General features: G+C 34.7%; 27 protein-coding genes. 16 read left to right on the forward strand and 11 right to left on the reverse strand.

Translation table 11 applies throughout. The annotated features are described in order from the left end of the window. Nucleotides 1-12: 12 nt before the first annotated feature. Nucleotides 13-297, reverse strand: coding sequence for a DUF4834 family protein (locus tag ACHRV3_RS03485; protein WP_047778782.1), 285 nt, complete (start codon nucleotides 295-297; stop codon nucleotides 13-15). A gap of 124 nt (nucleotides 298-421) precedes the next feature. Here ACHRV3_RS03485 and ACHRV3_RS03490 point away from each other — a divergent pair, with 124 nt between their 5' ends. Together ACHRV3_RS03490 and ACHRV3_RS03495 are read left to right on the forward strand one after the other, a co-directional pair. Next, the gene (locus ACHRV3_RS03490; protein WP_395433332.1) at nucleotides 422-1,402 is read left to right on the forward strand and encodes a transporter; all 981 of its coding nucleotides are present in this window, start codon (nucleotides 422-424) and stop codon (nucleotides 1,400-1,402) included. A gap of 53 nt (nucleotides 1,403-1,455) precedes the next feature. Next, nucleotides 1,456-2,574, forward strand: coding sequence for a GTP cyclohydrolase (locus ACHRV3_RS03495; RefSeq protein WP_395433334.1), 1,119 nt, complete (start codon nucleotides 1,456-1,458; stop codon nucleotides 2,572-2,574). A 53-nt stretch (nucleotides 2,575-2,627) separates the two neighbouring features. Here the strand turns inward: ACHRV3_RS03495 and ACHRV3_RS03500 are convergent, their stop codons facing one another. Together ACHRV3_RS03500 and ACHRV3_RS03505 are read right to left on the reverse strand one after the other, a co-directional pair. Then, nucleotides 2,628-3,104 (reverse strand): hypothetical protein, encoded by a 477-nt coding sequence (locus ACHRV3_RS03500; protein ID WP_395433335.1) that lies wholly within the window; start codon nucleotides 3,102-3,104, stop codon nucleotides 2,628-2,630. Between the two features lie 120 nt (nucleotides 3,105-3,224). After that, nucleotides 3,225-4,487, reverse strand: a complete 1,263-nt coding sequence (locus tag ACHRV3_RS03505; protein ID WP_395433336.1) for an aminotransferase class I/II-fold pyridoxal phosphate-dependent enzyme — start codon at nucleotides 4,485-4,487, stop codon at nucleotides 3,225-3,227. Between the two features lie 290 nt (nucleotides 4,488-4,777). On the opposite strand from ACHRV3_RS03505, the gene ACHRV3_RS03510 reads away from it, so the two are divergent. Both ACHRV3_RS03510 and ACHRV3_RS03515 read left to right on the forward strand, forming a co-directional pair. Next, the gene (locus ACHRV3_RS03510) at nucleotides 4,778-5,557 is read left to right on the forward strand and encodes an NYN domain-containing protein (protein ID WP_047778787.1); all 780 of its coding nucleotides are present in this window, start codon (nucleotides 4,778-4,780) and stop codon (nucleotides 5,555-5,557) included. A 34-nt stretch (nucleotides 5,558-5,591) separates the two neighbouring features. After that, on the forward strand, nucleotides 5,592-7,103 hold the full coding sequence (locus ACHRV3_RS03515; protein ID WP_230001391.1) for an FMN-binding glutamate synthase family protein: 1,512 nt from the start codon (nucleotides 5,592-5,594) through the stop codon (nucleotides 7,101-7,103). A gap of 221 nt (nucleotides 7,104-7,324) precedes the next feature. Here the strand turns inward: ACHRV3_RS03515 and ACHRV3_RS03520 are convergent, their stop codons facing one another. Then, complete coding sequence (locus ACHRV3_RS03520; RefSeq protein WP_395433337.1) at nucleotides 7,325-7,732, reverse strand: hypothetical protein; 408 nt, start codon at nucleotides 7,730-7,732, stop codon at nucleotides 7,325-7,327. Nucleotides 7,733-7,930: 198 nt separating this feature from the next. Here ACHRV3_RS03520 and ACHRV3_RS03525 point away from each other — a divergent pair, with 198 nt between their 5' ends. The 5 genes from ACHRV3_RS03525 to ACHRV3_RS03545 all read left to right on the forward strand — a co-directional run bounded on the left by ACHRV3_RS03525 (nucleotide 7,931) and on the right by ACHRV3_RS03545 (nucleotide 13,351). After that, complete coding sequence (locus ACHRV3_RS03525) at nucleotides 7,931-8,335, forward strand: DUF2809 domain-containing protein (RefSeq protein WP_230001387.1); 405 nt, start codon at nucleotides 7,931-7,933, stop codon at nucleotides 8,333-8,335. Continuing rightward, entirely contained in the window at nucleotides 8,301-8,879 is a 579-nt protein-coding gene (locus ACHRV3_RS03530; protein ID WP_395425920.1) for a non-canonical purine NTP diphosphatase, read from the forward strand. The genes ACHRV3_RS03525 and ACHRV3_RS03530 overlap by 35 nt, the downstream gene beginning before the upstream one ends. Before the next feature lie 204 nt (nucleotides 8,880-9,083). Then, nucleotides 9,084-10,997: a DEAD/DEAH box helicase gene (locus ACHRV3_RS03535; protein WP_047778792.1), complete on the forward strand. Its 1,914-nt coding sequence runs from the start codon at nucleotides 9,084-9,086 to the stop codon at nucleotides 10,995-10,997. A gap of 88 nt (nucleotides 10,998-11,085) precedes the next feature. Beyond that, nucleotides 11,086-11,859: a carboxypeptidase-like regulatory domain-containing protein gene (locus ACHRV3_RS03540; RefSeq protein ID WP_047778793.1), complete on the forward strand. Its 774-nt coding sequence runs from the start codon at nucleotides 11,086-11,088 to the stop codon at nucleotides 11,857-11,859. Between the two features lie 157 nt (nucleotides 11,860-12,016). Further along, nucleotides 12,017-13,351 (forward strand): DUF389 domain-containing protein, encoded by a 1,335-nt coding sequence (locus tag ACHRV3_RS03545; RefSeq protein WP_082210676.1) that lies wholly within the window; start codon nucleotides 12,017-12,019, stop codon nucleotides 13,349-13,351. A gap of 188 nt (nucleotides 13,352-13,539) precedes the next feature. On the opposite strand, the gene ACHRV3_RS03550 is transcribed toward ACHRV3_RS03545, so the two are convergent. After that, on the reverse strand, nucleotides 13,540-15,000 hold the full coding sequence (locus ACHRV3_RS03550; RefSeq protein ID WP_395425918.1) for an aminoacyl-histidine dipeptidase: 1,461 nt from the start codon (nucleotides 14,998-15,000) through the stop codon (nucleotides 13,540-13,542). A gap of 221 nt (nucleotides 15,001-15,221) precedes the next feature. Here ACHRV3_RS03550 and ACHRV3_RS03555 point away from each other — a divergent pair, with 221 nt between their 5' ends. The 4 genes from ACHRV3_RS03555 (at nucleotide 15,222) to ACHRV3_RS03570 (ending at nucleotide 18,294) form a co-directional block, all read left to right on the forward strand. Then, on the forward strand, nucleotides 15,222-15,782 hold the full coding sequence (locus ACHRV3_RS03555) for a hypothetical protein (RefSeq protein ID WP_230001382.1): 561 nt from the start codon (nucleotides 15,222-15,224) through the stop codon (nucleotides 15,780-15,782). Between the two features lie 273 nt (nucleotides 15,783-16,055). Further along, nucleotides 16,056-17,117: a DUF3810 domain-containing protein gene (locus ACHRV3_RS03560; RefSeq protein WP_395433338.1), complete on the forward strand. Its 1,062-nt coding sequence runs from the start codon at nucleotides 16,056-16,058 to the stop codon at nucleotides 17,115-17,117. Between the two features lie 41 nt (nucleotides 17,118-17,158). Continuing rightward, entirely contained in the window at nucleotides 17,159-17,653 is a 495-nt protein-coding gene (locus tag ACHRV3_RS03565; protein ID WP_047778797.1) for an RNA polymerase sigma factor, read from the forward strand. A gap of 8 nt (nucleotides 17,654-17,661) precedes the next feature. Continuing rightward, nucleotides 17,662-18,294 (forward strand): hypothetical protein, encoded by a 633-nt coding sequence (locus tag ACHRV3_RS03570; protein ID WP_047778798.1) that lies wholly within the window; start codon nucleotides 17,662-17,664, stop codon nucleotides 18,292-18,294. A 269-nt stretch (nucleotides 18,295-18,563) separates the two neighbouring features. Here ACHRV3_RS03570 and ACHRV3_RS03575 read toward each other — a convergent pair whose 3' ends face one another. Together ACHRV3_RS03575 and ACHRV3_RS03580 are read right to left on the reverse strand one after the other, a co-directional pair. Further along, nucleotides 18,564-19,373 carry a 1-acyl-sn-glycerol-3-phosphate acyltransferase gene (locus ACHRV3_RS03575; protein ID WP_047778799.1) on the reverse strand — a complete coding sequence of 270 codons (810 nt, stop codon included), beginning with the start codon at nucleotides 19,371-19,373 and terminating at the stop codon, nucleotides 18,564-18,566. Between the two features lie 126 nt (nucleotides 19,374-19,499). Then, nucleotides 19,500-20,150, reverse strand: coding sequence for an NUDIX hydrolase (locus ACHRV3_RS03580; RefSeq protein ID WP_395433339.1), 651 nt, complete (start codon nucleotides 20,148-20,150; stop codon nucleotides 19,500-19,502). 169 nt (nucleotides 20,151-20,319) lie between these two features. On the opposite strand from ACHRV3_RS03580, the gene ACHRV3_RS03585 reads away from it, so the two are divergent. Genes ACHRV3_RS03585 through ACHRV3_RS03595 form a run of 3 tightly spaced genes read left to right on the forward strand, consistent with a single transcriptional unit; the run spans nucleotide 20,320 to nucleotide 22,603 of the window. Continuing rightward, nucleotides 20,320-21,072: a hypothetical protein gene (locus ACHRV3_RS03585; protein ID WP_395433340.1), complete on the forward strand. Its 753-nt coding sequence runs from the start codon at nucleotides 20,320-20,322 to the stop codon at nucleotides 21,070-21,072. Continuing rightward, nucleotides 21,069-22,139: a PCMD domain-containing protein gene (locus ACHRV3_RS03590; RefSeq protein ID WP_395433342.1), complete on the forward strand. Its 1,071-nt coding sequence runs from the start codon at nucleotides 21,069-21,071 to the stop codon at nucleotides 22,137-22,139. Before ACHRV3_RS03585 ends, ACHRV3_RS03590 begins: the two co-directional genes overlap by 4 nt. A gap of 29 nt (nucleotides 22,140-22,168) precedes the next feature. Continuing rightward, on the forward strand, nucleotides 22,169-22,603 hold the full coding sequence (locus tag ACHRV3_RS03595) for a DUF4268 domain-containing protein (RefSeq protein WP_230001359.1): 435 nt from the start codon (nucleotides 22,169-22,171) through the stop codon (nucleotides 22,601-22,603). Nucleotides 22,604-22,670: 67 nt separating this feature from the next. Here ACHRV3_RS03595 and ACHRV3_RS03600 read toward each other — a convergent pair whose 3' ends face one another. Genes ACHRV3_RS03600 through mnmA form a run of 4 tightly spaced genes read right to left on the reverse strand, consistent with a single transcriptional unit; the run spans nucleotide 22,671 to nucleotide 26,885 of the window. Next, nucleotides 22,671-23,081 (reverse strand): hypothetical protein, encoded by a 411-nt coding sequence (locus ACHRV3_RS03600; RefSeq protein ID WP_047778804.1) that lies wholly within the window; start codon nucleotides 23,079-23,081, stop codon nucleotides 22,671-22,673. A gap of 17 nt (nucleotides 23,082-23,098) precedes the next feature. After that, a complete protein-coding gene (locus tag ACHRV3_RS03605) occupies nucleotides 23,099-24,043 on the reverse strand; it encodes an NAD(P)H-dependent flavin oxidoreductase (RefSeq protein ID WP_395433343.1) in 945 nt (314 codons plus the stop codon). 12 nt (nucleotides 24,044-24,055) lie between these two features. Then, the gene (locus ACHRV3_RS03610) at nucleotides 24,056-25,654 is read right to left on the reverse strand and encodes a S8 family serine peptidase (protein ID WP_395433344.1); all 1,599 of its coding nucleotides are present in this window, start codon (nucleotides 25,652-25,654) and stop codon (nucleotides 24,056-24,058) included. Between the two features lie 43 nt (nucleotides 25,655-25,697). Next, the gene (gene mnmA, locus ACHRV3_RS03615; RefSeq protein ID WP_395433345.1) at nucleotides 25,698-26,885 is read right to left on the reverse strand and encodes a tRNA 2-thiouridine(34) synthase MnmA; all 1,188 of its coding nucleotides are present in this window, start codon (nucleotides 26,883-26,885) and stop codon (nucleotides 25,698-25,700) included. Nucleotides 26,886-26,994 lie beyond the last annotated feature (109 nt).

Below are 26,994 nucleotides of genomic sequence, written 5' to 3' on the forward strand. Positions count from 1 at the left end.
CAGGACACAAACTTAATCTATTTCTTCGTAATCAACATAATCTCCCACTTTTTTGGTTTCACGGGGATTTTTCGCATTCGCAGTATCGATAATTATCTCATCTTTATTGCGTTGCGTATTTTGCCATGAGTTACCCTGACTATATTGTTGTTGTCTCTGAAAATTCTCTCCTGCTTTTTCTACAGCCTTTTTAACCAACACAGGCAAAAAGATTCTAGCTAAAAATTTAAAAATATAATAAAAAGCCAAGATGTAAAAAATAGCTTTTATTAAACCTGAAAAAGATGCTTCTTGCATAATTGTATATTTTTTTTTCAAAATTAAGAAATCTGTTGTTTAAAATTAAAATATCAATCTTAAATAAATAATAAAATATGTACATTTGAAATGCGTTATTACTTTTTAATCAAAAATTACGTTTATGTTAAAAGTTAAAAACTTATTTATTGCTACTCTTTTTTTTACACCACAATTCTTTTTCGCACAATACACTGATATCATTAATTCTAACCGTCCAGGGGAGACAATGTCTGCCTTTGCTGTTGGAAAAACTGTTATTCAGGCCGAAATTGGCATCTATGGAATAAAAGAAAAACATGATTTATTAAATTATGATGCGAATGGCTTTGGTACCGATTTAACATTCCGTTATGGTGCATTTTTAGAAAAACTTGAATTTGTACTTGATTTGCAATATCAAATGGAAGCTTTTAATACACCCTACAACAATTCTAAGAGAAATAATTTCAGACAAACCGTTTTGGGAGCGAAATATTTAATCTACGATCCTTTTAAAAACTACGAAAAAACAAAAAACATATACAGTTACAAAGCCAATCATAGTTTTGACTGGCATCAGTTAATACCTGCCGTATCTCTTTTTGCTGGAGCCAATTTTGTTGGCGCAAACAATCCGTACTCTTTTTCTCCGGAGTCCAGTATTTCTCCAAAAGTAGTATTGATTACACAAAATCAGTTTGGTGGCGGGAAATGGGTATTTGTAACTAATATTATTGCCGATTATATCACAACAGATTACCCAAGTTATGGTTATGTATTAACTTTAACGCACGGTTTCAACAACAAATGGTCTGGTTTTGTTGAAAATCAGGGTTATAAAAGTGATTTTTACAGCGATGCCATCGTGCGCGGTGGGGCAGCCTATCTGATTAACCCAAACTTACAGGTTGATGCTTCTGTAAGCACCAATTTTAAAAACACACCGTCTATATTATACGGAGGAGTTGGGGTTTCGTGGCGTTATGATGGAAAATATAAAGAGAAACAAATAGAATCCAAGAGACAGTCCCGAAAAGAAAAAAACAATCCTAAAGATGCTAAATCTAAGAAGGAAACAGATTATCAGGCACAAGAGAGAAAACGTAAATCTAAATACGAATAAAAATTTAATAACCTAAATCTCTAAACAAAGAGATATTTCACAATACGATCTTAATGATTACAATTAAAGAAGCCAAAAGCAAAAAAGAATTAACAGATTATATCAAATTCCCGTTTTCACTATACAAAGACAACCCGTATTGGGTTCCGCCTATAATTGCTGACGAACTGGAGTCTTTTGATAAAACCAAAAACCCTGCTTTTGAAAATGCCGAAGCTTATTTTTATCTGGCTTACAAAAATGATGAAATTGTTGGGAGAATAACGGCCATCATCAACTGGTCGGAAGTAAACAATCAGCACAAAAAGAAAGTTCGTTTTGGCTGGTTTGATGTTATTGATGATATTGAAGTGACCAAAGCTTTATTAGAAAAAGTATACGAATTAGGAAAACAAAACAATCTGGAACATGTTGAAGGTCCAATGGGCTTTTCTAACTTGGATAAAGTTGGAGTACTTACAGAAGGATACGATCAGATGGGAACTATGATTACCTGGTACAACAATCCTTATTATGTAACCCATTTTGAACAATTAGGTTTTCAGGTCGAGAAAGAATATCTCGAAAGCATCTTCCCATTTTCTAACGTAAAACCTGAATTTTTCCTGAAAGCACAGGAATTAATCAAAAAAAGATACGGTTTAAGATCGCTTACCTTTACCAAAACAAAAGACATTATGCCGCACGTGGATAAAATGTTTGATTTGTTTAATGATTCTTATGCAAACCTGGCTTCCTTTGTTGCCATTTCTGATGTGCAGAAAGAATATTTCAAAAAGAAATACATCAGTTTTATCAATCCGGAATACATCAAATTTGTAGTTGACAAGGAGGATAAATTAGTAGCGTTTAGTATTGTAATGCCTAGTTTTTCTGAAGCTTTACAAAAAGCAAAAGGAAAACTTTTCCCATTTGGTTTTTACCATCTGTTAAAAGCCAGAAAACACAGTAAAGATGTTGTTTTCTATTTAATTGGCGTACATCCCGACTATCAAAACAAAGGAGTTACAGCGATTATCTTTGACGAATATTTTAAAACTTTTTCTGAAAAAGGAATCGTAAACTGCATCAGAACTCCGGAATTAGCCGAAAATACGGCCATTCATTTACTTTGGAAAAATTTCGACCCAAAAGTACACTGTCGAAGAAAAACGTATAAAAAGGAGCTTTAAAATAAACTAAACCCGACAGGTTTCAAAAACCTGTCGGGTTTGATTTTATTATTTTATTCGACCTTGCAATCGACCTTCGTCAACGCATTTTTCTGATCAAACTTCAGTTTTGTTTTATCCTTAAAGGTTGCTTTATCATTTACCTCGACAATATCTCCATATCCTTCAATAAATGCACCGTCTTTTTGAAGAAAAACAACTTCTCTGACAGACGAAAGTCCTTCCGACATAAAGGTATAATCTGCAATCAGCGTATCTCCCTTCATATTTCCGATAATAGTTCCGTCATTCTTATCCTTTCCCGATAAAGCATAACTCAATTTTCCGTTAACTTCCTGATGTGAATTTACATTAAAACTAAGTTGCACAATACTGTTATTCGCAATCGAAGCATAACATTGATCTCCGGAAGGCTCTGCAATCTCTGCCTCTTTTGGCGGACTTGGTGTAATCTCTACCGGTTCAGGTGCTTTTTTACAGGATGTTAAAACAGCCAAAGCAACTATTGTTAGTGCGAGTATTTTTTTCATAATAATAATTTTTATGTTTTACTATTATAAATTTAGCTGAAATAAAAAAAATCCATTCTTATACAGAATGGATTTTTTTACATAATTCCCACTATTTGAGGAATCTATCATTTTTAGCAATTAAGCATCTAAATCAACCTTTGTTTTACTTGCTATTTCTTTGTAGGTACCGTTTTCTAATTTCTCACGAATTGCTTCAAAAGCAACTAACGTTTCATCGATATCAGCTAAAGTATGTGAAGTTGTTGGAATCATTCTCAACAAAATAATTCCTTTTGGAATTACCGGATAGATTACAATAGACAAGAAAATACCGTAGTTTTCTCTTAAATCATTCACCATAACCATTGCTTCAGGAACACTTCCTTCTAAATAAACCGGTGTTACACAAGTATTAGTATCTCCAATATTGAAATTTTTTGAACGTAATCCGTTTTGTAATGCATTTACGTTTTCCCAAAGTTTATCTTTCAATTCCGGGTGGTTACGCAATAATTCCAAACGTTTCAAAGATCCAATAGTCTGAATCATTGGTAACGCCTTAGCGAACATCTGAGAACGTAAATTGTATTTTAAATAATCGATAATATCTTTATCTGCAGCTAAAAAAGCTCCAATATTAGCCATTGATTTTGCAAAAGTAGAAAAGTAAACATCAATACCGTCCTGAACTCCTTGCTCCTCACCTGCTCCGGCTCCAGTTTTACCAAGAGTTCCAAAACCGTGTGCATCATCCACTAATAATCTGAAGTTGTATTGCTCTTTAAGTGCAACAATTTCTTTCAATTTTCCTTGTTGGCCACGCATTCCAAAAACACCTTCTGTAACAAGTAAGATTCCACCACCAGTCTCTAATGCCATTTTAGTAGCACGCTGCAGGTTTTTCTCTATACTTTCAAGATCATTGTGTTTGTAAGTAAAACGTTTCCCCATATGCAAACGAACTCCGTCAATGATACAAGCATGAGAATCTACATCATACACAATAATATCATTTTTAGTAACCAAAGCATCAATAGTAGATACCATTCCCTGGTAACCAAAGTTCAATAAATAAGCCGATTCTTTCATTACAAAAGCAGCCAATTCATTTTCTAATTGTTCGTGGTATTTAGTGTGACCAGACATCATACGTGCTCCCATAGGATAAGCAGCACCATATTCTGCAGCAGCATCAATATCTGCCTGACGTACTTCAGGATGATTTGCCAAACCTAAATAGTCGTTTATACTCCAGTTCAAAATATTTTTCCCACCAAATTGCATTCTTGGACCAAGTTCTCCTTCTAATTTAGGGAATACAAAATACCCTTCAGCTTGTGAAGCCCATTTTCCTAACGGCCCTTTATTGTTTTGAATTCTTTCGAATAAATCTTTTACCATAATATAATGAAGTAATATTTTTAATTTTAAACGCGAGCAAAAATAAATATTTATTCTATGTTATCATAATAATTTAAAAATGAATCGGATTCAAGGCAATACTTTAATATACTTTAAGAGTAAAAACCTTTTTATTTGTAGTGTTTTTCCTTTAAAAAAATATAACCAACAACAAAAACCGTAATTTATACCTGTTATAAATTCCGCATAAACGAACGAAATTGTTTTATTTTTTATTAATTTTAAAAGCATTTTACAAAATGAACATTATAAATTCTAATATCTAAATAATGGCTTTAAGCACCTCAAAAGATTTAAAACTAGCCGTTCTTATTGATGCCGACAACGTTCCTTATAGTAATGTAAAGGGTATGATGGAAGAGATAACCAAATTTGGAACACCAACCACCAAACGTATTTATGCCGACTGGACCAAACCAAACGCTAACGGATGGAAAGGGGTTTTACTCGAGCATGCCATCACTCCCATACAACAATACAGTTATACGGTCGGTAAAAACTCCTCCGATTCAGCACTTATAATCGATGCCATGGACTTGCTCTACTCCGGTAAATTGGATGGTTTTTGCATTGTTTCCAGCGATAGCGATTTCACACGTTTAGCAATTCGTCTTCGGGAATCCGGCATGAAAGTGATTGGTATTGGGGAAAAGAAAACACCAAACTCTTTTATTGTCGCCTGTGATCGATTTATTTATATTGAAGTTTTAGACGGAGCCATTCAGAAAAAGAAAACAAAAACCGCCGTAGCCGATATTAAAAAACCGGTCGAAAAACCCGCCGAAAAAGCCCTTCACAAAATCGACAAACAAACTATCGAACTTATCGAAGCTACAATTGAAGACATCGAAGACGATGACGGCTGGGCATTCCTTGGTGATGTCGGAAATCTGATTGTAAAGAAAAAACCCGAATTTGACCCTAGAAACTATGGTTTCTCAAAACTTACGCCCATGTTGAAATCCTTAACTGATATTCTTGAAATTGACGAAAGAGAATCAGACAAAAAAGGCATTAAACACGTATACGTTCGTTTACGCTTCAACTAATTACCAAACTATTCCATTTTAATTTCAAAAAAACATGAGAAAAAAATTCTTTATTTACGGATTCTTATTGTTTCTAATTGTTGCTGCCGTCTATTATTATACAGATCGTGGTTTTTTACTCGTTATCATTCTGCCGATTCTATTGGTTGTCGGAATCTATAACGCTGTTCAAACCAAACATGCCATTCTGAGAAACTTTCCGGTTTTAGGCTATTTCAGGTATTTATTTGAAATGATCGCTCCGGAAATTCAACAATACTTTATCGAAAGATCTACAGATGGAAAACCTTTTTCCAGAAATCAACGCTCCTTAGTCTATCAAAGAGCCAAAAATATTGATTCAAATACCCCTTTTGGAACACAACTCAATTTAAACCAAGACAGCTACGAAGGAATCAAACATTCTATTTTTCCTGCAAAAGTAAATGACGAACTACCACGTGTATTAGTTGGAGGAAAAGACTGCAAACAACCTTATTCTGCCTCTCTCTTTAATGTTTCGGCCATGAGTTTTGGCTCTCTAAGCGAAAATGCTGTTCGTGCATTAAACATTGGCGCACAAAAAGGAAAATTTTATCAAAATACCGGTGAAGGAGGATTAACAGAATTTCACCTTGCCGGAGGCGGAGATATTACCTGGCAAATTGGAACCGGTTATTTTGGCTGTCGTGACGCTGAAGGAAATTTTAGTTCGGAAAACTTTAAAGAAAAAGCCAATCATCCAAATGTAAAAATGATTGAGATTAAACTTTCGCAAGGTGCAAAACCAGGTCATGGTGGTGTTCTTCCGGCAGCAAAAAACACCGTTCAAATTGCAAAAATAAGAGGAGTTATTCCACATACGCTGATCCTCTCCCCTCCTAGCCACAGTGCTTTTTCTGATGCAAAAGGCTTAGTTCATTTTATAGCACACTTACGTGAATTGTCGAACGGAAAACCAATCGGTTTTAAATTATGTATCGGAAACACTGCCGAATTCGAAGCCATTTGTCACGAAATGATCGCAGAAAACATCTTCCCGGATTTCATTACAGTAGATGGTGCAGAAGGTGGTACGGGAGCAGCACCTCTGGAGTTTTCTGATGGTGTCGGAATGCCTTTTGAACCCGCTTTGATCTTTGTAAACAAAACATTGGTTGGTTTAAATATTCGTGACAAAATACGCATTATTGGCAGCGGAAAAATTATTTCGGGCTATTCTATCCTACATGCCGTTGCTTTGGGCGCCGACATGTGCAATAGTGCCCGTGGATTTATGTTTTCTCTAGGTTGTATCCAAGCATTACGTTGTCACAATAACGAATGTCCTACCGGAGTAGCAACTCAAAACAAAATGCTCATGAAAGGTTTGGTAGTAACCGATAAATCAGATCGTGTCTACCATTTTCATAAAAACACTTTACATGCCGCAAATGAACTTCTAGCCGCAGCCGGTAAAAAAAGCTTCGCCGATGTAGACATTAATATATTCATGCGTGGTGATGAATTCAGCAATTTATCAGACAGTTATTTCCCTGATAACCTAACGAATGTCACCAAACATTAAAACAACAAAAGCTACTTTGCGGTTATATTCAACCGAAAAGTAGCTTTTATTTTTAGTTTTCAGTCGCAGTTTACAGTCGCAGTTTACAGTCTCAGTCACAACTTGAAACTTGAAACTTGAAACAGTCTCAGTTTACAGTCTCAGTCCCAACCTGAAACTTGAAACCTCAAAACCTTAAACTAAAAAAAACCTTCTCACCCCTCTAGACCCCTTTGATAAAACTATTTTTTCAACAAAACAGCAACAGCTTCCTTATCCAGAATCTCTTTTACCAGAACCGTATTATCATTGGCTAAAAAATATACGTCAAATCGCACTCCTTCTTCGATTAGCTCTTTGGCAATTTGATTTTTATGGATCATTTCTTTCAATAATTTAGGAAATGATGCATTGGCAGCTACTTTATTAGGTTCGTTTTGCTCTAAGTTGGTCTCAAATCGCAGTTCAATCTTATTATCATTAACATATCCTCTTGCAGTAGTTAATGTTACATTTTCCGCTTTAAAACCTTTAGCCGTATTGTTATATTCAACCACATACTCCTGAAGTTTTTGTTTAGTGTTTTTACAACTTACCAACAGTACCATGATACTAACTGCAAACAAAATCAGACTTATTTTCTTCCTCATAATTTTTAGAATTTTTACATTAATCGCTTTACTCTTAAAAGTGTCTCAAGATAATAATAATCCGTCTAATTTATAAAGTCAAAAAAGAAACCTAATCTGTTGCCTTTTTTTTAGACACGCTAAAATCACACTACTTTAAGCCCCTTTTTATATCTTTGTTTAATTAAAAGACTACCAAGACCTAAATTAATACAGAAATTGAAAAAATCAAGAATCTACTATACTCTCGTATTTCTTTTGGTAATCTGTCTTGGAATACTCTCCAGAAAAATCACACTAATTCCGCTATGTTTTGGAGATGTATTATACGCTATAATGATGTATACTTTAGTTAGAATTGTATTCATTAATAAAAAAGCATACTTTATTATACTAATTTCTTTATTGATTTGTTATAGTATTGAAATTTTTCAACTCTGTCAGCAAGAATGGATTATCGCTCTGAGAAAAACGCTCTTTGGAAGATATGTTTTAGGACAGGGATTTTTATGGAGTGATCTCCTAGCTTATACTTTTGGAATTGCAATTGCCTATACAATAGAAAAACTTACCTTAAACTATACTACTTATGAATCTCGTTTTCGCTTCAAACAACAAAAATAAAATCAAAGAAATACAAAGCATCCTTCCGGATTCTATCAAAATATTAAGTCTTGAAGAAATTGGCTGTCACGAAGATATTGCCGAAACTGCCGATACCATAGAAGGAAATGCAATTTTAAAAGCCGATTATGTAACTAAAAACTATGGCTACGATTGTTTTGCAGATGACACAGGCCTTGAAGTTACTGCTTTGAATGGCGTTCCGGGTGTATACTCCGCCCGTTATGCAGGCGAACACCGTGATGCAAATGATAACATGGACAAACTTTTAGATGCGCTATCAGATCAATCAGATCGCAGCGCCCAGTTCAAGACCGTTATAACCTTAAACATAAAAGGAGAGCAACATCTTTTTACGGGAATCGTAAAAGGAACTATCACACTTACCAAAGCAGGAAATGAGGGTTTTGGATACGATCCGATTTTTCAGCCCGAAAACTATACGGAAACTTTTGCGCAACTGCCTTTAGAGATCAAAAATAAAATCGGTCATCGCGGAAAAGCAACACAGCAACTAATTGATTTTCTGAATTCAGCAAAATAATCGTTTAAAATACAACATTTTAAACTCAAAAAATTATATTTCACGACGTATTTTTTTTCTTTTTTAACGATTTCTTACTCAAAATGATTTTACAATATTTATAACTTTTTGATAATCAAATCATAACAAATCCATAATTCTTAAATAAGCATTAGTTTATCTGAATAATTAACAGTAATTTTGCACCCTATTTTAAAAATACATATGAATAAATTTGAACAATTAGGATTGAATGAATCGTTACTGAAGGCGATTTTAGATCTAGGATTTGAAAATCCGTCAGAGGTACAGGAAAAGGCGATTCCCCTATTATTGGAAAAAGACACAGATATGGTTGCGTTGGCTCAGACAGGGACAGGGAAAACGGCAGCTTTCGGTTTTCCGCTAATTCAAAAAATTGATGCTGACAACAGAAATACACAAGCATTAGTTTTATCGCCAACACGAGAACTTTGTTTACAGATTACCAACGAACTTAAAAACTACTCAAAATACGAAAAAGGTATTAATGTGGTAGCAGTTTACGGCGGGGCTAGTATTACAGAGCAAGCCAGAGAAATTAAAAGAGGAGCTCAGATTATTGTAGCTACTCCGGGGAGAATGCAAGACATGATCAACAGAGGTTTAGTTAACATTAAAAATATAGATTACTGTATTCTTGATGAGGCTGACGAAATGTTGAACATGGGATTTTATGAGGATATCGTATCTATTTTATCCGATACTCCAGACGAAAAAAGTACATGGTTGTTCTCTGCAACTATGCCACAAGAGGTAGCCAGAATTGCAAAACAATTCATGAGCGAGCCTGTAGAAATTACAGTAGGTGCTAAAAACTCAGGTTCTGCAACTGTTTCTCACGAATTTTACCTAGTAAATGCACGTGACCGTTACGAAGCTTTAAAACGTATCGCTGATGCTAATCCGGACATTTTCTCAGTAGTTTTCTGTAGAACAAAACGTGATACACAAGCGGTAGCTGAAAAATTAATCGAAGATGGATACAGCGCTGCTGCATTGCACGGAGATTTATCTCAAGCGCAACGTGATGGTGTAATGAAATCTTTCCGTGGAAGACAAATTCAGATGCTTGTTGCTACTGACGTTGCTGCACGTGGAATTGACGTTGATAATATTACTCACGTAGTAAACTATCAATTACCTGACGAGATTGAAACTTACAATCACCGTTCAGGACGTACAGGTAGAGCTGGAAGATTAGGAACTTCTATCGTAATTGTTACTAAAAGTGAATTGCGTAAGATTTCTTCTATCGAAAGAATTATCAAACAAAAATTCGAAGAGAAAGTTATTCCATCCGGAATCGAAATCTGCGAAATTCAATTATTACACTTAGCTAATAAAATTAAAGATACTGAGGTAGATCACGAAATTGACAACTACCTACCGGCTATCAACAACGTTCTTGAAGAGTTATCTAAAGAAGAGTTGATCAAAAAAATGGTATCTGTAGAATTTAATCGTTTTATCGCTTACTACAAAAAAAACAGAGATATTTCATCTCAAGCTGGAGAAAGACGCGAAAGAAGTGATTCTGAACCAAGAGAATTCAATAATAACGGAGCAGTTCGTTATTTCGTAAACATTGGTTCAAGAGACAACTTCGATTGGATGTCACTTAAAGATTACTTGAAAGAAACATTAGACTTAGGTCGTGATGACGTTTTCAAAGTAGATGTTAAAGAAGGTTTCTCTTTCTTCAACACGGATCCTGAGCACACAGAAAAAGTAATGGAAGTATTAAACAACGTACAATTAGAAGGACGTCGTATTAATGTTGAGATTTCTAAAAATGACGGTGGCGGAAGACGTGATCATAACGGACGTTCTGGTGGCGGAAGAAGCTCTGGAGGACCAAGAAGAGAAGGAAGTTTTGCTCCAAGACGTGAAGGTTCTGGTGGTGGTGGATTCAGAAGCGACAGAAACTCTGCTCCTAGAGAAGGTGGTTTCAGAAGCGACAGAAATTCATCTGCTCCAAAAAGAGAAGGTGGTTTCAGAAGTTCAACTCCAAGAACTGAAGGTGGTTCTGACAGAGCCCCAAGACGTTCTGAAAGCTTTGGTGATTCGCCAAGACCAAGAAGACCAAGAAGAGATTAATTCTCTTTGTTAATTTTCTGATAATTATATTTGGATACTGCGAAATATTTAATCTTGATTCACTACTTTTAGTGCTTTAAATCAGGATATGAAATATTTCGCAGTTTTCTTTTTTACATTACTATCTACTATTGCTTTTGCACAAGACACCCCGTCTACAATACCACAAAGAGTTTCGGGCTACATTATTAATGACAACAGCAAACAACCTCTTTCAGGAGTTAACATCATCAACACCAACAAGGTGAGAGGTGCAAAATCTGATGAAAAAGGATATTTCGAAATCGATGTACAAGTCAATGATACCCTTCATTTTTCGATTTTAGGATTTCAATCGCTGCGTATCAGAGTAACCAATGACTGGATAAAAAATAAAGTAACCAGAATTCAGCTTACTGAAAAAGCAATTGCGCTTGAAGAAGTTATTATTGCTCCCTTTAGCTTAACGGGTTACCTTGAAGTTGATTCTAAATTAATTCCGACTAAAGAAAACTATCGTTATAGCATTTCAGGTCTTACACAAGGGTATGAAGCCGGTGAATATTCACCAAATGCCTTTGGAAAAGTACTCGGTTCGATCTTTAATCCTGCAGATATGCTTTATAATTTCTTCGGAAAAAATGGTAAAGAACTCAAGAAGCTTAAAGAGATGAAAAAAGACGATACGGTTCGAAATCTTTTAGAGTCGAAATACGACCGCGAAACAGTTTCTGTACTATTAGGTATCAGTAAAGATGAAATTCCGGAGATTATGCACCGTTGTAACTATTCTGATTCTTTTATTCAGACTGCAAACGATCTGCAAATCATGGATGCCATAAGTGCTTGTTATGAACAATATAAAGTATTAAAACGAAATTAATTGCTACATTATAAAAATCAATCCTCAATTGTCTAATTGGGGATTTTTTTATTTACGGCATTATTCTTTCAAAATAATGGTATTTCAACAAATAATTGATTAAATTAGTCATTATACATCTCTTAAAATCGTCATCGATTTTAAAAATCAATTTAAAATGATAAACATAACCGATAAGATTCTAAATTTTATAGATCTGCATAAAGGGGAAGAAGACAAAAAAACAGTAATACAAAACATTAGCAGCACGGTATCTTTTAGAGGATCAAATCTCTGGATCTTAGTATGCGCTATCATCATTGCATCTGTAGGACTAAATGTCAACTCTACCGCTGTGATAATTGGCGCCATGCTTATCTCTCCTTTAATGGGACCAATCGTTGGCGCAGGATTTGGCTTAGGAATGTATGATTTTGAATTACTAAAAAAGTCTATTAAGAATCTTTTAATTGCAACAATCGCAAGTTTAGCAACTTCTACTATTTACTTTTACATTAGCCCTTTTAAAGAAGCACAATCTGAATTACTAGCCAGAACATCTCCTAATATCTACGACATCTTAATTGCCTTTTTCGGAGGTTTGGTTGGTGTGATAGCCGTAACCAGAGTCGAAAAAGGAAATCCAATTCCGGGTGTTGCTATTGCTACGGCTTTAATGCCTCCTTTATGTACCGCGGGTTATGGTCTTGCTTTAGGTAATTTTAAGTTTTTCTTAGGTGCCATGTACTTATATACCATCAATTGTGTTTTTATCTGTATCGCTACTTTTGTAATTGTTAACTACCTGAAATACCCTATAACCAGACAGCTTGATACTGTACATCAAAAACGTGTTAAATACATTATTACGATTCTGATTTTATTTTTAATAGTTCCCAGCATCTATTTTGCTTACCAATTATTCATTCAAAAAAATTATACCTTTAAAACAGAAACTTTTATCCGAAAAGAATTTCTGGATAACGATTATCCTATTATCTACAAAAACATCGAATACAATACTAATCCAAAAAGAATAGAGCTTGCATTTTTAACAAAGAAATTTAACGATGCCGAGATTATCAATTTAAATAAAAAATTAACGGAATACGATCTGAAAAATACCCGATTGATTATCAAACAAGATACTTTTAATCTGTCAAAAGACATCATGAATAAAATCAACAGCAGCAAAAACTTAGTCGATCAAAAAGATGTCCTGATTAACGATTTAAGAAATCAATTGTCACAATATCAATTCAAAAACCTTCAGATAGGAAGCGAAGCCAAAATTCTGTTTCCATTTGTAACCTCACTGTCTATCGGAAATTATTCGTCTGAACACAAAGACAGTAAGACCAAAATTATCCCGATAATCCTTTTTCAAAGTAAAAAAGACATCACTTCAGAAACCAAAGAAAAACTAAAGTCCTGGCTAAAAGTGAGACTACAAAAAGACTCTATAGAAGTTTATAGACAAAGTGTACCCGAAATAAAAACCCTAAAAAAATAAATATTATGTCAAAAAGTCAAGATGCAAAAAAAACGGTAAAAAAAGAACCGTTAAAAACGGCTAAAGAAAAGAAAGAAGAGAAAAGAGAGAAGAAAAACAATCCTAAACGAGATTGATAGCAGTATTCAGTCGCAGTCGCAGTTTTCAGTTATTACCGAAAACTGTGACTGCAAACTGAGACTAATTACTTATTTAACCGGAATATTTGATAGAATTTCTAATACAAATTTCCAATATTTCTTAGCAGAAGAGATACTTGCTCTTTCGTCCGGAGAATGCGCTCCATGAATGGTTGGCCCAAAAGAAATCATATCCATATCCGGATAATTTGTTCCTAAAATTCCACATTCCAAACCAGCATGACAAGCCACTACTTTTGGTTTCTCGTTATTTTGCTTTTCGTAAATCTCTTTTAATACTTCTAGTATTTCTGAGTTTACATTTGGTGTCCAACCCGGGTAAGAACCTGAAAGTTCTACTTCACAACCTACTAATTCAAAAGCAGAACGCAATGCATTTGCCAAATCAAATTTTGAAGTTTCTACAGAAGAACGTGTTAAACATCCAATTGTGATTTCACCGTCTTTTATTATTACTCTGGCAATATTATTTGAGGTTTCAACTAAGTCCTCCATATCAGCACTCATTCTGTAAACGCCATTATGAGCTGCATAAATAGCACGAATAATACCTTCCTGAACCCCTAAATCCATTACTTTTTCCGGTAAATCACATTTCACGATTTCAATAGAAAGATTAGGTTCAGTCGTTTTATACTCCGCTTTAATATCGTTGATGATTTCTTGCATATCAAAAATGTAAGCTTCATCAAACATTTCAGAAATGATTACTTTAGCAACACTTTCTCTTGGAATTGCATTTCGCAAACTACCTCCGTTTATTTCAACCACTTGTAAACCAAAGTTTTCAAAGGCATCAAATAACAAACGGTTCATGATTTTATTCGCATTCCCCAGACCTTTATGAATATCCATTCCCGAGTGACCTCCCTTAAGCCCTTTTACGGTAATAATATGTCCAACAGAACCTTCCGGAACTTCTTCTTCATGATAGCTTCTTGTAGCCGTTACATCAATTCCTCCTGCACAACCAATATCAATTTCATCATCCTCTTCAGTATCTAAATTCAATAAAATCTGCCCCTGAAGAATTCCTCCTTTTAGGTTTAAGGCCCCTGTCATTCCAGTTTCCTCATCAATTGTAAACAAAGCTTCAATCGCAGGATGCGGAATATCTTTACTTTCTAAAATAGCCATAATAGTAGCTACCCCTAACCCGTTATCTGCACCAAGTGTAGTACCACGCGCACGAACCCAGTCACCATCAACATACATATCAATTCCTTGCGTATCGAAATCAAAAACAGTATCTGCATTTTTTTGGTGCACCATATCAAGATGCCCTTGCATTACAATTGCCTTACGATTTTCCATTCCAGCAGTTGCCGGTTTTCTAATTATAACGTTGCGGATATCGTCTTCAAAAGTTTCTAAACCTAAGCTATTTCCAAAGTTCTTCATAAACTCGATCACTCGTTCTTCTTTCTTTGACGGACGTGGAACGGCATTCAGATCAGCGAATTTATTCCATAGCGCTTTAGGTTCCAGATTTCTTATTTCCTGACTCATTATTTTGTGTTTGAAGTTTAACAATTAAGAGCATCAAAGTTAAGAAAGTATTACCTCTTAAAAAAAAGTATCTACCATTCAATCAACAAATAAAACGAATCGTTGGATATTACTTCCAATTAACAAATAAGGAAGGTTATAAAAAGTAAAAATCTATTTAAAATTATAAAATTTTTCTTACTTTTAGTTATTGTTTTAATTTTTAAACTAAAAATCATTTTATGGAATCTCTCCTTTCAGAATTTACAGTTTCCACTCTATTATTCAATATTATTTGCAGCTTCTTTGCTTCGTTCTTTTTTATCTTTACGCTTTTAATTTTTTTCAAACCCAAATTTGAAATAGTACCCTTAATAGCAAAAAACAATAGTCCATTTGATAATATTGACCAAATTTGTTATTCGTTCAAAATTATAAACAAATCACTCTTTGGTGCTTATAACATTGAAGCCAGAACCAATTATTATTACATCATACAAGGCGAAAATGGCATTATTAATAAGATCTTTTCCAGAATTGAACTTAAAACAGATACAATCAATTACATACCCGGTTATATTCCTTTTAAAAAGAATTACGGTCATAACTGTATTCAGTTCTTCACTTATGAAGATTTACCTGAAAAAATGAAATATTCCCCTACACATATACAATTTCAAATTACCGCCCGTCATAGTCTAACGGGGCTAAACAACATATTTACACATGAATTTGTCAATAAAGCCGCGATCCGTGAAGGAAAATTTAAAGAAGGAAACTTCAAAGAAATCTTACAATGTTAATTAACTTTTTAGATCAATAATAAATACATACATTTACAATATTAAACTTAAAACAAAACAGTTATGAAAAATGATATCATTGCAATGTAAGCTCATCAAAAAATAACACTTAAAAAATACAACCAAAAACCGAAGTCTCTTCGGTTTTTCTGTTTTTTAATACTTCGCATCGCCATAAATGTATGTCCCCCATTTACGATCTGCCAGAATATCAAGAATGTCTTATAAAAAATTAATAATTGTATTTATATTTACGTAACCAAAATTTACATTGTGAAACGAAAATACATTCTACCTTTATTACTTCTCCTGCAGATTATTCTTTTAAAGATTCTTCCCTTTTTTCCGGAATTCATCGAACGCTTTTATAGCAATGGAATGTATTTGAAAATCTCTCATTTCTCGAGAATTATTCTAGGCTGGATTCCGTTTTCTATAGGCGATTGTATATATTCGGTCTTAATTCTCCTTTTAATTCGTTGGTTTTGGAAAAACCGTAAGACCTGGAAATCAAATTGGAAAGACCATCTTTTAAGAACACTAAGCGTAATTTCTATATTTTACTTTTTCTTTCACCTGCTTTGGGCTCTTAATTATTATCGTGAACCTCTTTTTGAAAAAATGAAGATTAAAAGAGAATACACGGATGCCGAACTATTGGTTTTTACCAAAAAGCTAATTGCAAAAACGAATGAAATTCAATTTCAAATAACAAAAAAAGACAGTTCAAAAGTCGTTTTCCCGTATTCACAGCAGCAAGCTTTACAGATGAATTTAAACGGATATCAAAATCTTGCAAAAGAACATCCTTATTTTGCTTATCAAAATCTGAGTATCAAAAAATCTCTTTTCAGTCTGCCATTGACTTATATGGGATTTGGAGGTTACCTGAATCCGTTTACCAATGAAGCGCAGGTCAATGACTTATTGCCTATGTATAATTTCCCAGCAACAAGTTGTCATGAAATGGCACATCAAATCGGGTTTGCCAGCGAAAGCGAATGTAATTTTATTGGCGTTTTGGCAACCGTTAAAAACGATAATTTATATTACCAATATTCCGGTTATAGTTTTGCTTTGCGTTATTGTCTTGGCATTTGGCAGGCAAAAAACGAACCCCTTTTTAATCAATTAAAGAAAACGGTTCATGTTGGGATTTTAAAAAACTATCAGGAAAGTCAGGATTTTTGGAAACAATATGAGACCCCGATCGAAACTGGTTTTCATATTTTTTATGATAATTTCTTAAAAATAAACCAGCAAAAAGACGGCATGGAGAGTTACAGCAAATTTGTCGATCTAATGGTTAATTATTATAAAGGAAAAGAATTTTAATTGAAGTGTAACAAAAATTAAAACAGTACTACTAATAGATTATGAGCGAAAATTTAGAACAGTCATTTGTTGTGCAATTGCAGGCAAATCAGAATATAATCCACAAGATTTGTAGATTATATACTGCTGGCGAAGACGCTCATAAAGACTTGTTTCAGGAAATTACTATTCAATTATGGAAAGCTTATCCTAAATTTAGAGGCGACAGTAAATTTTCGACCTGGACGTATCGCGTTGCTTTAAATACCGCCATTACCTTATATCGAAAAACCAAAAGAACCATATCTACTGTAGATTATGAAAGTCATCAGCATTTTGTAAAAGACGTTGATTACAACTATGAAGAGGAGGAACAAATTAAACTGATGTACAAAGCCGTTTATCAGCTTAATGACATCGAAAAAGCATTAGTTTTTATGTATTTAGAAGACAAAGATTATCAAGAAATAGCAGAGACCTTAGGAATCAGCGAAGTGAATGCACGTGTGAAAATGAACAGAATAAAGGGGAAACTTAAAAAAATATTAAATCCTTAAAAATTATTATGAAAGAACTGGATTTATTAAAAAAAGACTGGAAAAAGAATGCCGATTCTTTTGAGCAAATTTCAGAAAATGAAATCTACAAAATGATACACAAAAAATCTTCTTCGATCGTGAAGTGGATTTTGATTATCAGCATTTTGGAAATTTTATTCTGGACCGTTTCAAATTTATTTTTCAGTACTGATGAAATGTTAATTAAGATAAAACATCCTGAAATGATTTTTTATCTTGCTGTTTTAACCTACTTCAACTATGTAGTTGTGCTTATTTTTGTCTATTTTTTCTATAAAAATTACAAAACAATATCGACTACGGGGTCTACTAAACTATTAATGAGTAGTATTTTGAAAACCCGAAGAACAGTTCAATATTATGTGTGGTATAATTTGGGAATGGCCGTAATCAGCTCGATAATAAGTTTCTTTATTGCCTTTGTATACAATCCGGATATGAGCTTTTTAAGAGATAAATTAGCCACAAACGGTAAAGCAATGTTTGTTACCGGTGGGATTTTACTTTTGGTTACATTAGCTTTCTTAGGGATATTCTGGTGCTTTTACAGATTGTTGTACGGAACACTTTTACGCAGATTGTACGCTAACTATAAGGAGTTGAAGAAGATTGATCTGTAGTTTTAAAAAAGGTTCTGAGGTGCTGAGTTGCTAAGCTTCTGAGTTTTTTTCTTAGGCGCAAAGGTTTAGAGTTGCAAAGGTTTCTTTGAGTTACAATGCCTATTGTGGTACTAAATCTAAACAATAGACCAACAAACTTTAGAATACCGGGTCTGCTGTCCGCAAACCAAAAAAACTTAAAAATTTTCAATCAAAAATCTACACTCCAAAATCTACACTCCAAAATCTAAAATCTAAAATTTACACTCTAAAATCAGAAATCTAAAATTCTAATACCCCCATCTTCTCATTTGGTTCAGTTCTTCCTGCACTTTTAATTCTTCTGCGGGAATTACTTTTAAGAATGATGGATGTTGTTCGATTGCATATTCTACCTTTTCTACGATTTCGTCGATCGTATCGTTTTCGTAATCAATATCAAGAGGTTCTTTGATTATAAAGGACTGTAGAATCCCTTTCTTTTTCATTCGCAATCCTTTTTTATCAAATGAACGACGAAAACCGTCAATGACAATTGGAATTACAACTGGTTTATGCTGTTTTATAATATGAGCGGTTCCTTTTCGAACGGGTTTAAACGATTTTGTAGTTCCTTGCGGGAATGTGATTACCCAGCCGTCTTCCAGTGCGATTCTAATATTTTCGGTATCATTAGGATTCACGTCTCTTTTTTCGGTAACATCAACCCCTTTTGCACGCCAGGTTCTTTCTACTGTAATTGCACCAACATAAGCCAAAATTCTTGGCAATAAACCAGCTTGCATCGTTTCTTTGGCAGCAACATAATACAGATTCATTTTAGGTTGCCACAAATAACCAATATTCTTGATCGTATCCTGACGACCTGATAAACTTGCATTAAAAACATGAAACATCGCTACAACGTCAGCAAAATAAGTTTGGTGATTGGATATAAACAAAACATTAGTATCCGGTAAGTTTTTTATGATTTCAGATCCCTCAATCTGTAATTCATTAAAACCTCTATATCTTCGGTGCGTCATGGCACCCAAAACACGGATTAACCATTTCTTGATGAATAATATATGTCCGAAAGGATTTCGTTTAAACAATCCCATAGCTGTGTATTGTATTTTTTAGTTAAGTTCGCAAACATACAAAAATTATTCTTTTACCTATAGTATTAAGCAATTTCTAAGACAAATGCTTATCGTAATGAATATCAAATTGTTAATTTATTGTTTTTACGAATTTTCTGCAAAAGTCAATTTTAGCACATCTCTTAATTCACTTAATATCATCGCTGTTGCTCCCCAAACGATATGATTTTGAATATTAAATGCCGGAACAAGAATATTTGATCCGTAAGAAGTTGACAATGTGGCCTCGATTATAATTTCGTCATTCAAAAAAACAGAAAGAGGCAATTCTATAATGTCCGCAACTTCTCTGACATCCGGATAAAAAGAAAGTTCTTCTAAAGAAACTCCCAAAAAAGGATGCACCATAAAATTACTCGGCGGTATAAACATGGGCGTAAATTCCTTAATTACCTTTATTTTCTCCGGTAAAATCCCTACTTCTTCATGTGTCTCTCTTAAAGCGGTTGCTGCAAATCCGGCATCAGTCGTTTCGTATTTTCCACCCGGAAAAGCAATTTGCGAAGAATGAACTCCGTTGTAGGCATTTCGGACTATTAAAACCAAATGTGTTTTTCCCTTTTTAGGATAAAACAACATCATAACAGCTGCTATTCTGGGATTTATCGCTTCTGCATTTAAGTTCTTTAATGCCTCTGCCCGCTCTTTTGGAGCCATTTTCAAATGAGCCAGTATAGCCGGCAACTCTACCGGAATTATATTAGGAACATAATGCAAGAAATCTTTAAAATCCATATTATAGCGTTGCGAATACTTTTAAATAATATCTAAAGATAGTTTAGAATTCATCGCCCCACAAATTTTAATGCAAACTACTTCTGAAAATCTTAATGCGTAAATAAAAAGTGTACTTTTATAAAAGGCAATTTTTTAAATGAATAATAAAGTCACAAAAAACTAATTTATGATTAAGAAAACCTTACTCCTCTTTTCTTTTCTGTTTATTTTACTTATTTCTAGCCAAAGGATTAACGCTCAAAATCAAATCGTTAAAGAAACTTTGATTTTAAAAAACAGGCTCACCTCAAAAGGCAATATGTACAGTGGGATAACTTTTAATTTCTCAACAAAAGATACCGATGTTAAGCAAGGCTTGCTTGTAGACGTTAGTGATCAATCACGAAATCAGTTTAAAATGAGCGTCGATGCGGGTTATTTTATCAAAGATAATTTTGCTTTAGGAGCCTTAATTAGTTTCGAAAATGATCGTCATAATCAAACCGAAACGGATCAACAAGGCACAAAAACAGCAGTGCAATATGCCAAGGATTCTTATGGAATTTATGGCGGAATGAAAAATTTCATTCCACTTGATTCAAAAAGACGCTTTTATTTGTACAATTTGGTTCTTTTGGGAACCAGTTTTAAACATATAATTGAAGAACGAACTACAAACGATTTGCTAAAAAGAAGTTATACCAAAGATGTCGCTCTTGAATTGCAGATTAATCCGGGAATTATGGTCAATGTTGTAAAGGGGTTTTCTATTGAAGTAGGCGCTCAAATTGCCGGTTTTAGCTCAACTTGGTCAAAGACTACACTCAATAATGAAGTTACAGAGAAATCACATGCAACCGATGCCGATTTCAGTATCAATTTATTACGGTTGAATATTGGTTTTTATTATTATTTCCCCATTAAAAAACACTCAAAATGAAAAATATAATCTTTAAAATTTTCAGCTTTTGTTTGTTTCTGCTTACCGCTGCTTGCGTAAACGATACTTATTTTGGTAAATCCGACAAAAACGCTATTAGCTATTTTACAGTCGCAGGACAGTCGGGTTTTTCTACCATCAACATCGCAACAAAAACGATTCAGATCACGGTGAATTCTGAAGCTGATATCACAAAACTAACAATCGATTCACTTGCTTTATCAACTTTTGCTACAATTTCACCAGTTAAAGAAACGATACGAGATTTTACCACTCCTCAGACTTATATAGTAACCGCCGAAAATGGAGATCAGGCAGCCTACCTTGTTACTATTACGCAAGAAGATGCTAACCCGCAATTAGACAACAGCACTTTTGATGCCTGGTATCAACCTTCGGGAAAATCATACAAACAACCCGGAACCAATGATAATACCATTTGGGCTACCGCCAATGACGGAACCACCACTACCAGCAGCGCCAATGTAACCACTTATCCTTATCTGAATACGGGCACTGATTATGTAGCTCAAATTATTACCAAAGATTTGGGCAGTGTCTCCGGAATTGTTGGGCAACGTATGGGATCGGGTACTTTATTTACCGGAAAATTTGTTTTGAATGTTGCAAATCCGCCTGCTTCGGCACAATTTGGAATTCCGTTTACCGCCAAACCCAAAAGTTTCTCTGCCGAAATTAAGTACACGGCCGGAACACCATATCAGGATGGCAAAGGCAATGTTTTAGACAAAACCGACCAAGCGGATATTTATGTTATTCTTGAAAACAGAGAGGATCTTAATGCGATCAAACGTATTGCAACAGGTTGGTACAGAACCGGGACAACAACAGGTGTGAATCTTCAAAATATTAATGTAGCTTTGACCTACGGAACGTTAAACGCAACATTCCCTGATTATCAGAAGCCTGGCAACGGAATTTATGGAAACTCTAATGATAAACCAACACACATCATCGTTGTTTTTGCCTCCAGTGCTGACGGAATCTTGTATGAGGGGGGTGTAAACAGTACGTTATTCGTAAATAATTTTGAACTTAAATATTAAAATAGTTCCGACTATACCAATTTTTAAAAATGTACAGTAAAGAAGAATCACAGCGAATAAAAAGAGAATTTTGGGTGGCTTTCGCCGAAAAATACCCGCGTAAATGGGTACTTTATGATACCAAAATTAAAGACTTCTCTTTTAAATTTTATGTAGACAATAAAAAAGCACAGGTTTTAATTGATATCGAGCAACGAAACGATGAGAAACGAATTGCTTATTTTGAAAAACTGGAAGCCCTAAAAAATATTCTGGAAGAAGAATTTATCAAAGATTTGGTTTTCGAAAAGGAATATACCCTTGAAAGCGGCAAAACCATAAGCCGAATCTGGGTAGAAATAACAGGCGTTGGTTTTAGTAATCGTACTAATTGGGATGCTATTTTTGATTTTTTCAACGAAAAAATGCACGCTCTTGAAATGTTCTATCTTGAATATGATGAATTCATTAAGGATATTGAGTAGCTAATTAAAAATAAATCCGACAGGTTTTTGAAACCTGTCGGATTTATTTTTAATTTTTTTTAGGCTTTTAGACCGTAACAATATTATAAACTATAATCTGATTATCGTAATTAATGTAAAGCTGTTTGCGATAGTCTTGTTTTTTCCGTGTAATTATAGAGAGTTTACAGTCGTTTCCGTTATTATCTTTACATAAAAATGAATACACTATGTCGGTGTCGTTTTCTTCGCGTTCGATATAATTGGTAATCGTGTACAACTGAATTTCCTGAGAATACACCACGATTCGGTGTTTATCAGTATCCAGAATTACAGAAAGATTGACCAGATCAAGTGTGGACCACTCTCCCCATTTTCCTCTTTCATTTTTTTCTAACACACTAAATCCGGATGTTTTAAAACGATAAGACTGACTATAGGACTGCTGCAAACCAAGTCCAAGGAAAAGGAATAATATGTAGGTACGTAAAGTATTCATGATGTAATTTAGGGCTATTAAAACTCAAATTTAGCTTTTTCCTTGCTTGCAATTTCAAAATCGGCCATCATTTGTTGAATAATTTTTTCTACAGGCAAAATTTCATGAATAATTCCGGCAATTTGACCTATTTCAAGTTCTCCTTCTTCTAAATCTCCTTCAAACATTCCCTTTTTAGCTCGTGCTCTGCCTAAAAGCTGTACCAATTCTTCTTTTGACGGACATCTTTCATATAAGTCCTGAACATCCTGGTAGAATTTATTTTTAATCAATCGTACCGGTGCCAATTCTTTTAATGTTAGTTGGGTATCCCCTTCTTTCACATTCAAAATGGTCTGTTTGAAATTATCATGAGAAGAAGATTCTACAGAAGCTGCAAAACGGCTTCCAACCTGAACACCATCGGCACCTAAAATCATAGCGGCCATCATTCCTCTTCCGGTTGCAATACCTCCGGCAGCGATAAGCGGAATCTGAACTTTTTCTTTCACCATGGGAATCAACGTCAGCGTTGTGGTTTCATCTCGTCCGTTGTGTCCACCGGCTTCAAAACCTTCCGCCACAATAGCATCTACACCTGCTTGTTCCGCTTTTAAGGCAAAAACACTGCTACTGACCACATGCACTACTGTAATACCTTTTTCTTTCAAAAAAGAAGTCCATGTTTTAGGATTTCCTGCTGAAGTAAAAACGATCTTCACGCCTTCTTCTACAACGATATTCATAATTTCTTCAATGTTGGGATACAACATCGGTATATTGACTCCAAAAGGTTTGTCCGTAGCTTTTTTACATTTCTGAATGTGTTCGCGTAATACTTCCGGATACATAGAGCCGGCGCCAATAAGTCCTAAACCTCCCGCATTACTAACTGCACTTGCTAATTTATAACCGCTGTTCCAAATCATTCCTCCTTGAATTATTGGATATTTTATTTTAAAAAGTTGTGTGATTTTATTCATTCAAAAATACTGTTATTGTTTGATAATCTTTCCTGTTTTATGTAAACCTTCGGCATCAAAAGTATAAAAATAGAGACCGCTTTTTAAGGTTTGTAAAGAAAGAGTTGAATTTTCATTTGTAATTTGTTTCTCCAAAACTTTTTGCCCCAAAACAGAATAAATCGTTATGGAAGCTGTATTTTGATCTGAAAGGGCAAATGTAACTGTGGCCTGAGTCGGATTTGGATATACCGAAAAAGAGGAGATCTGAAAATCATCAACACCTAAAGTCGACCCGAAATTAGGGATTCCGTAACCATAATCATTATTTGGAACGGTATATCGATCTGAAGATTTCAGAATCATTTGTCTAATTTCCTGATTCGTTTTGGAAGGGAAAGCCTGCCACAAACAAGCGACCATTCCCGCCATAATAGGACACGAAAATGAAGTCCCATCAATCGTAGTAATAGTACCGGCAGGGCTTGAAACAACTGCTGAGCTTCCTTGTGCCATAACTTCCGGCTTAATTCGACTATCAAAACTTGGCCCTATTGAACTAAAACTTGATCTAACCTTTGAAGCGGTAACGGAACCCACTGCTATAACGGAAACAGCATCTGCCGGCCCACCAATATGTCGTTCTGTTGTATTTCCTTCATTTCCTGCTGAAGCAAGCACCACAATACCTTTACTAAACGCCATTTCGGCACCACGAGAAATAAAATTCGTAGTTCCATTCATATCACTATAGGTATGACTGTAATTCGCATTATCAAAACCAAAATATCCCAATGAGGTCGTAATGATATCAACTCCAAACTCATCTGCTTTTTCTGCCGCTTCAACCCAAAGTGATTCTTCCACCGGATTTTCTGTAGCATCAATTTCTGTAATGAACAAATAATAAGAAGCATCCGGAGCTGTTCCTACTAAAGAATTCTCTTTGTAGCCACCCATTGTTGAAAGCACCATCGTACCATGCTCGTCTCCGGCATAAAAATTGGCATTACGGGTTGTAAAATCATAACCGCCTAAAATTTGGTTATTATTTATCAGTCTTTGAAAAGGTTGCGCCACATCTACTCCCGGAAAACCGGCATCTAAAACAGCAATTATTTTTCCCGATCCGGTATAGTTCTGCTGGTGCAAAACCTGACCATTCAACATCTGAATTTGATTTGCGGAAGCTCCGTAAGCATAGTTAACGGTAGCTTTAAACTTATCCTTTGTTTTCGCTATTTTATTCTGCGTATCTTTTTTTGAAGTCGTATTTAAAATCTTATTGGCAAAAACTACTTTGTCAACGAAAGTAAAGTTTTTCAAAGCATTAATATCGGCCTGACTCCCCCTGATATGAAGTGCGTTTAACCACTTGGATTGTGCCATTACCGTAATTCCGGTACTTTGTTTTACCTGAGTAACAAAGGTAGTCTCTACAGGAACATCAGTACTGCTTAAGGCAATATTCTGATTGGTTCGTCGATCTAATGCTCGTTGTGAAAGCATTTGCAGTGGGTTATCCAGATAGAACTGTGCATTGGGCTTTGCATTAAAATACACCCACGCATCTTCTTGCGCAAACAGGGCAGAAGAAAATAACAATAGAAAAAATAGGTAGTTGTTTTTCATAGTATACTTTTTTAAAGGCAAAACCTTCTTAAAAAGTATAAAGCTAAGAAATTACTCCCGAACCAACTAATTCATTCTCAAAATACCAAGCTGTAAATTGACCTTCTGTTATAGCAGATTGAGGTTCTTCAAAAGAAACATACATCCCCTCTTCAAATTGATGCAAAGTTACTTTTTGTAAAGGTTGACGGTAACGAATTCTAGCCATTACTTCCATCGTTTCTCCGACTTTTAAAGCCAAATCAGTACGAATCCAATGTACCTCAGACTTTTCGATAAACAAAGCTTTCTTAAACAATCCCGGATGTTGACTTGTTAAACCTGTATAGATTGTATTGGTTTCAACATTGGTGGCAATAATAAATAACGGATCAGTCGTTCCGCCTACATTAAGGCCTTTTCTTTGTCCGATTGTAAAATAATGTGCGCCTTGATGTTTACCCACTACTTTCCCCATTGTAGGAAGGTAATTTCGTTTCTGAGACTCTAATTTTAATTCTTCTTCAATAGATAAACCAGTTGGTTTTTCGATTGTATAAATCGGATCATTTTTATCAATCTGTACAATTTTACCCTCTTTTGGTTGTAGTTTTTGTTGTAAAAACTCCGGTAAACGCACTTTTCCGATAAAACATAATCCTTGGGAATCTTTTTTCTCTGCTGTTATCAAATCCATTTCGGCAGCAATTTCGCGAACCTCGGGTTTGGTTAAAGCCCCAATTGGAAACAATGATTTAGCTAATTGCTCTTGTGACAACTGGCATAAAAAGTAAGACTGGTCTTTGTTTGTATCTGCACCTGCTATTAATTGATAAACCGGCTTTCCATCTACTTCAATTTCGCTTTTTTGACAGTAATGTCCTGTGGCCACAAAATCAGCCCCAAGACTTAAAGCAATTTTCATAAAAACATCAAATTTGATCTCACGGTTACAAAGTACATCCGGATTTGGCGTTCTTCCTTTTTCGTATTCGTTGAACATATAATCAACGATTTTTTCTTTGTATTCTTCGCTTAAATCTACGGTTTGAAACGGTATTCCAAGTTTTTCGGCTACCAATAAAGCATCATTACTATCTTCTAACCAAGGACATTCGTTAGAAATAGTAACCGAATCATCGTGCCAGTTTTTCATAAAAAGGCCAATAACTTCGTACCCTTGTTTTTGCAACAAATAAGCTGCAACACTAGAATCAACACCACCGGAAAGTCCAACAACTACACGTTTCATTTTAACTCGTTTATATTTTTACAAGGGTGCAAAGGTAAGCCAAATTATAGATAATTGTAATTCTTTTGATTACTTTATATAATGCTGCGGTAGATAAAACTTATTGTAT

Source organism: Flavobacterium sp. FlaQc-49 (assembly GCF_044005985.1).
GTDB lineage: Bacteria > Bacteroidota > Bacteroidia > Flavobacteriales > Flavobacteriaceae > Flavobacterium > Flavobacterium cupriresistens.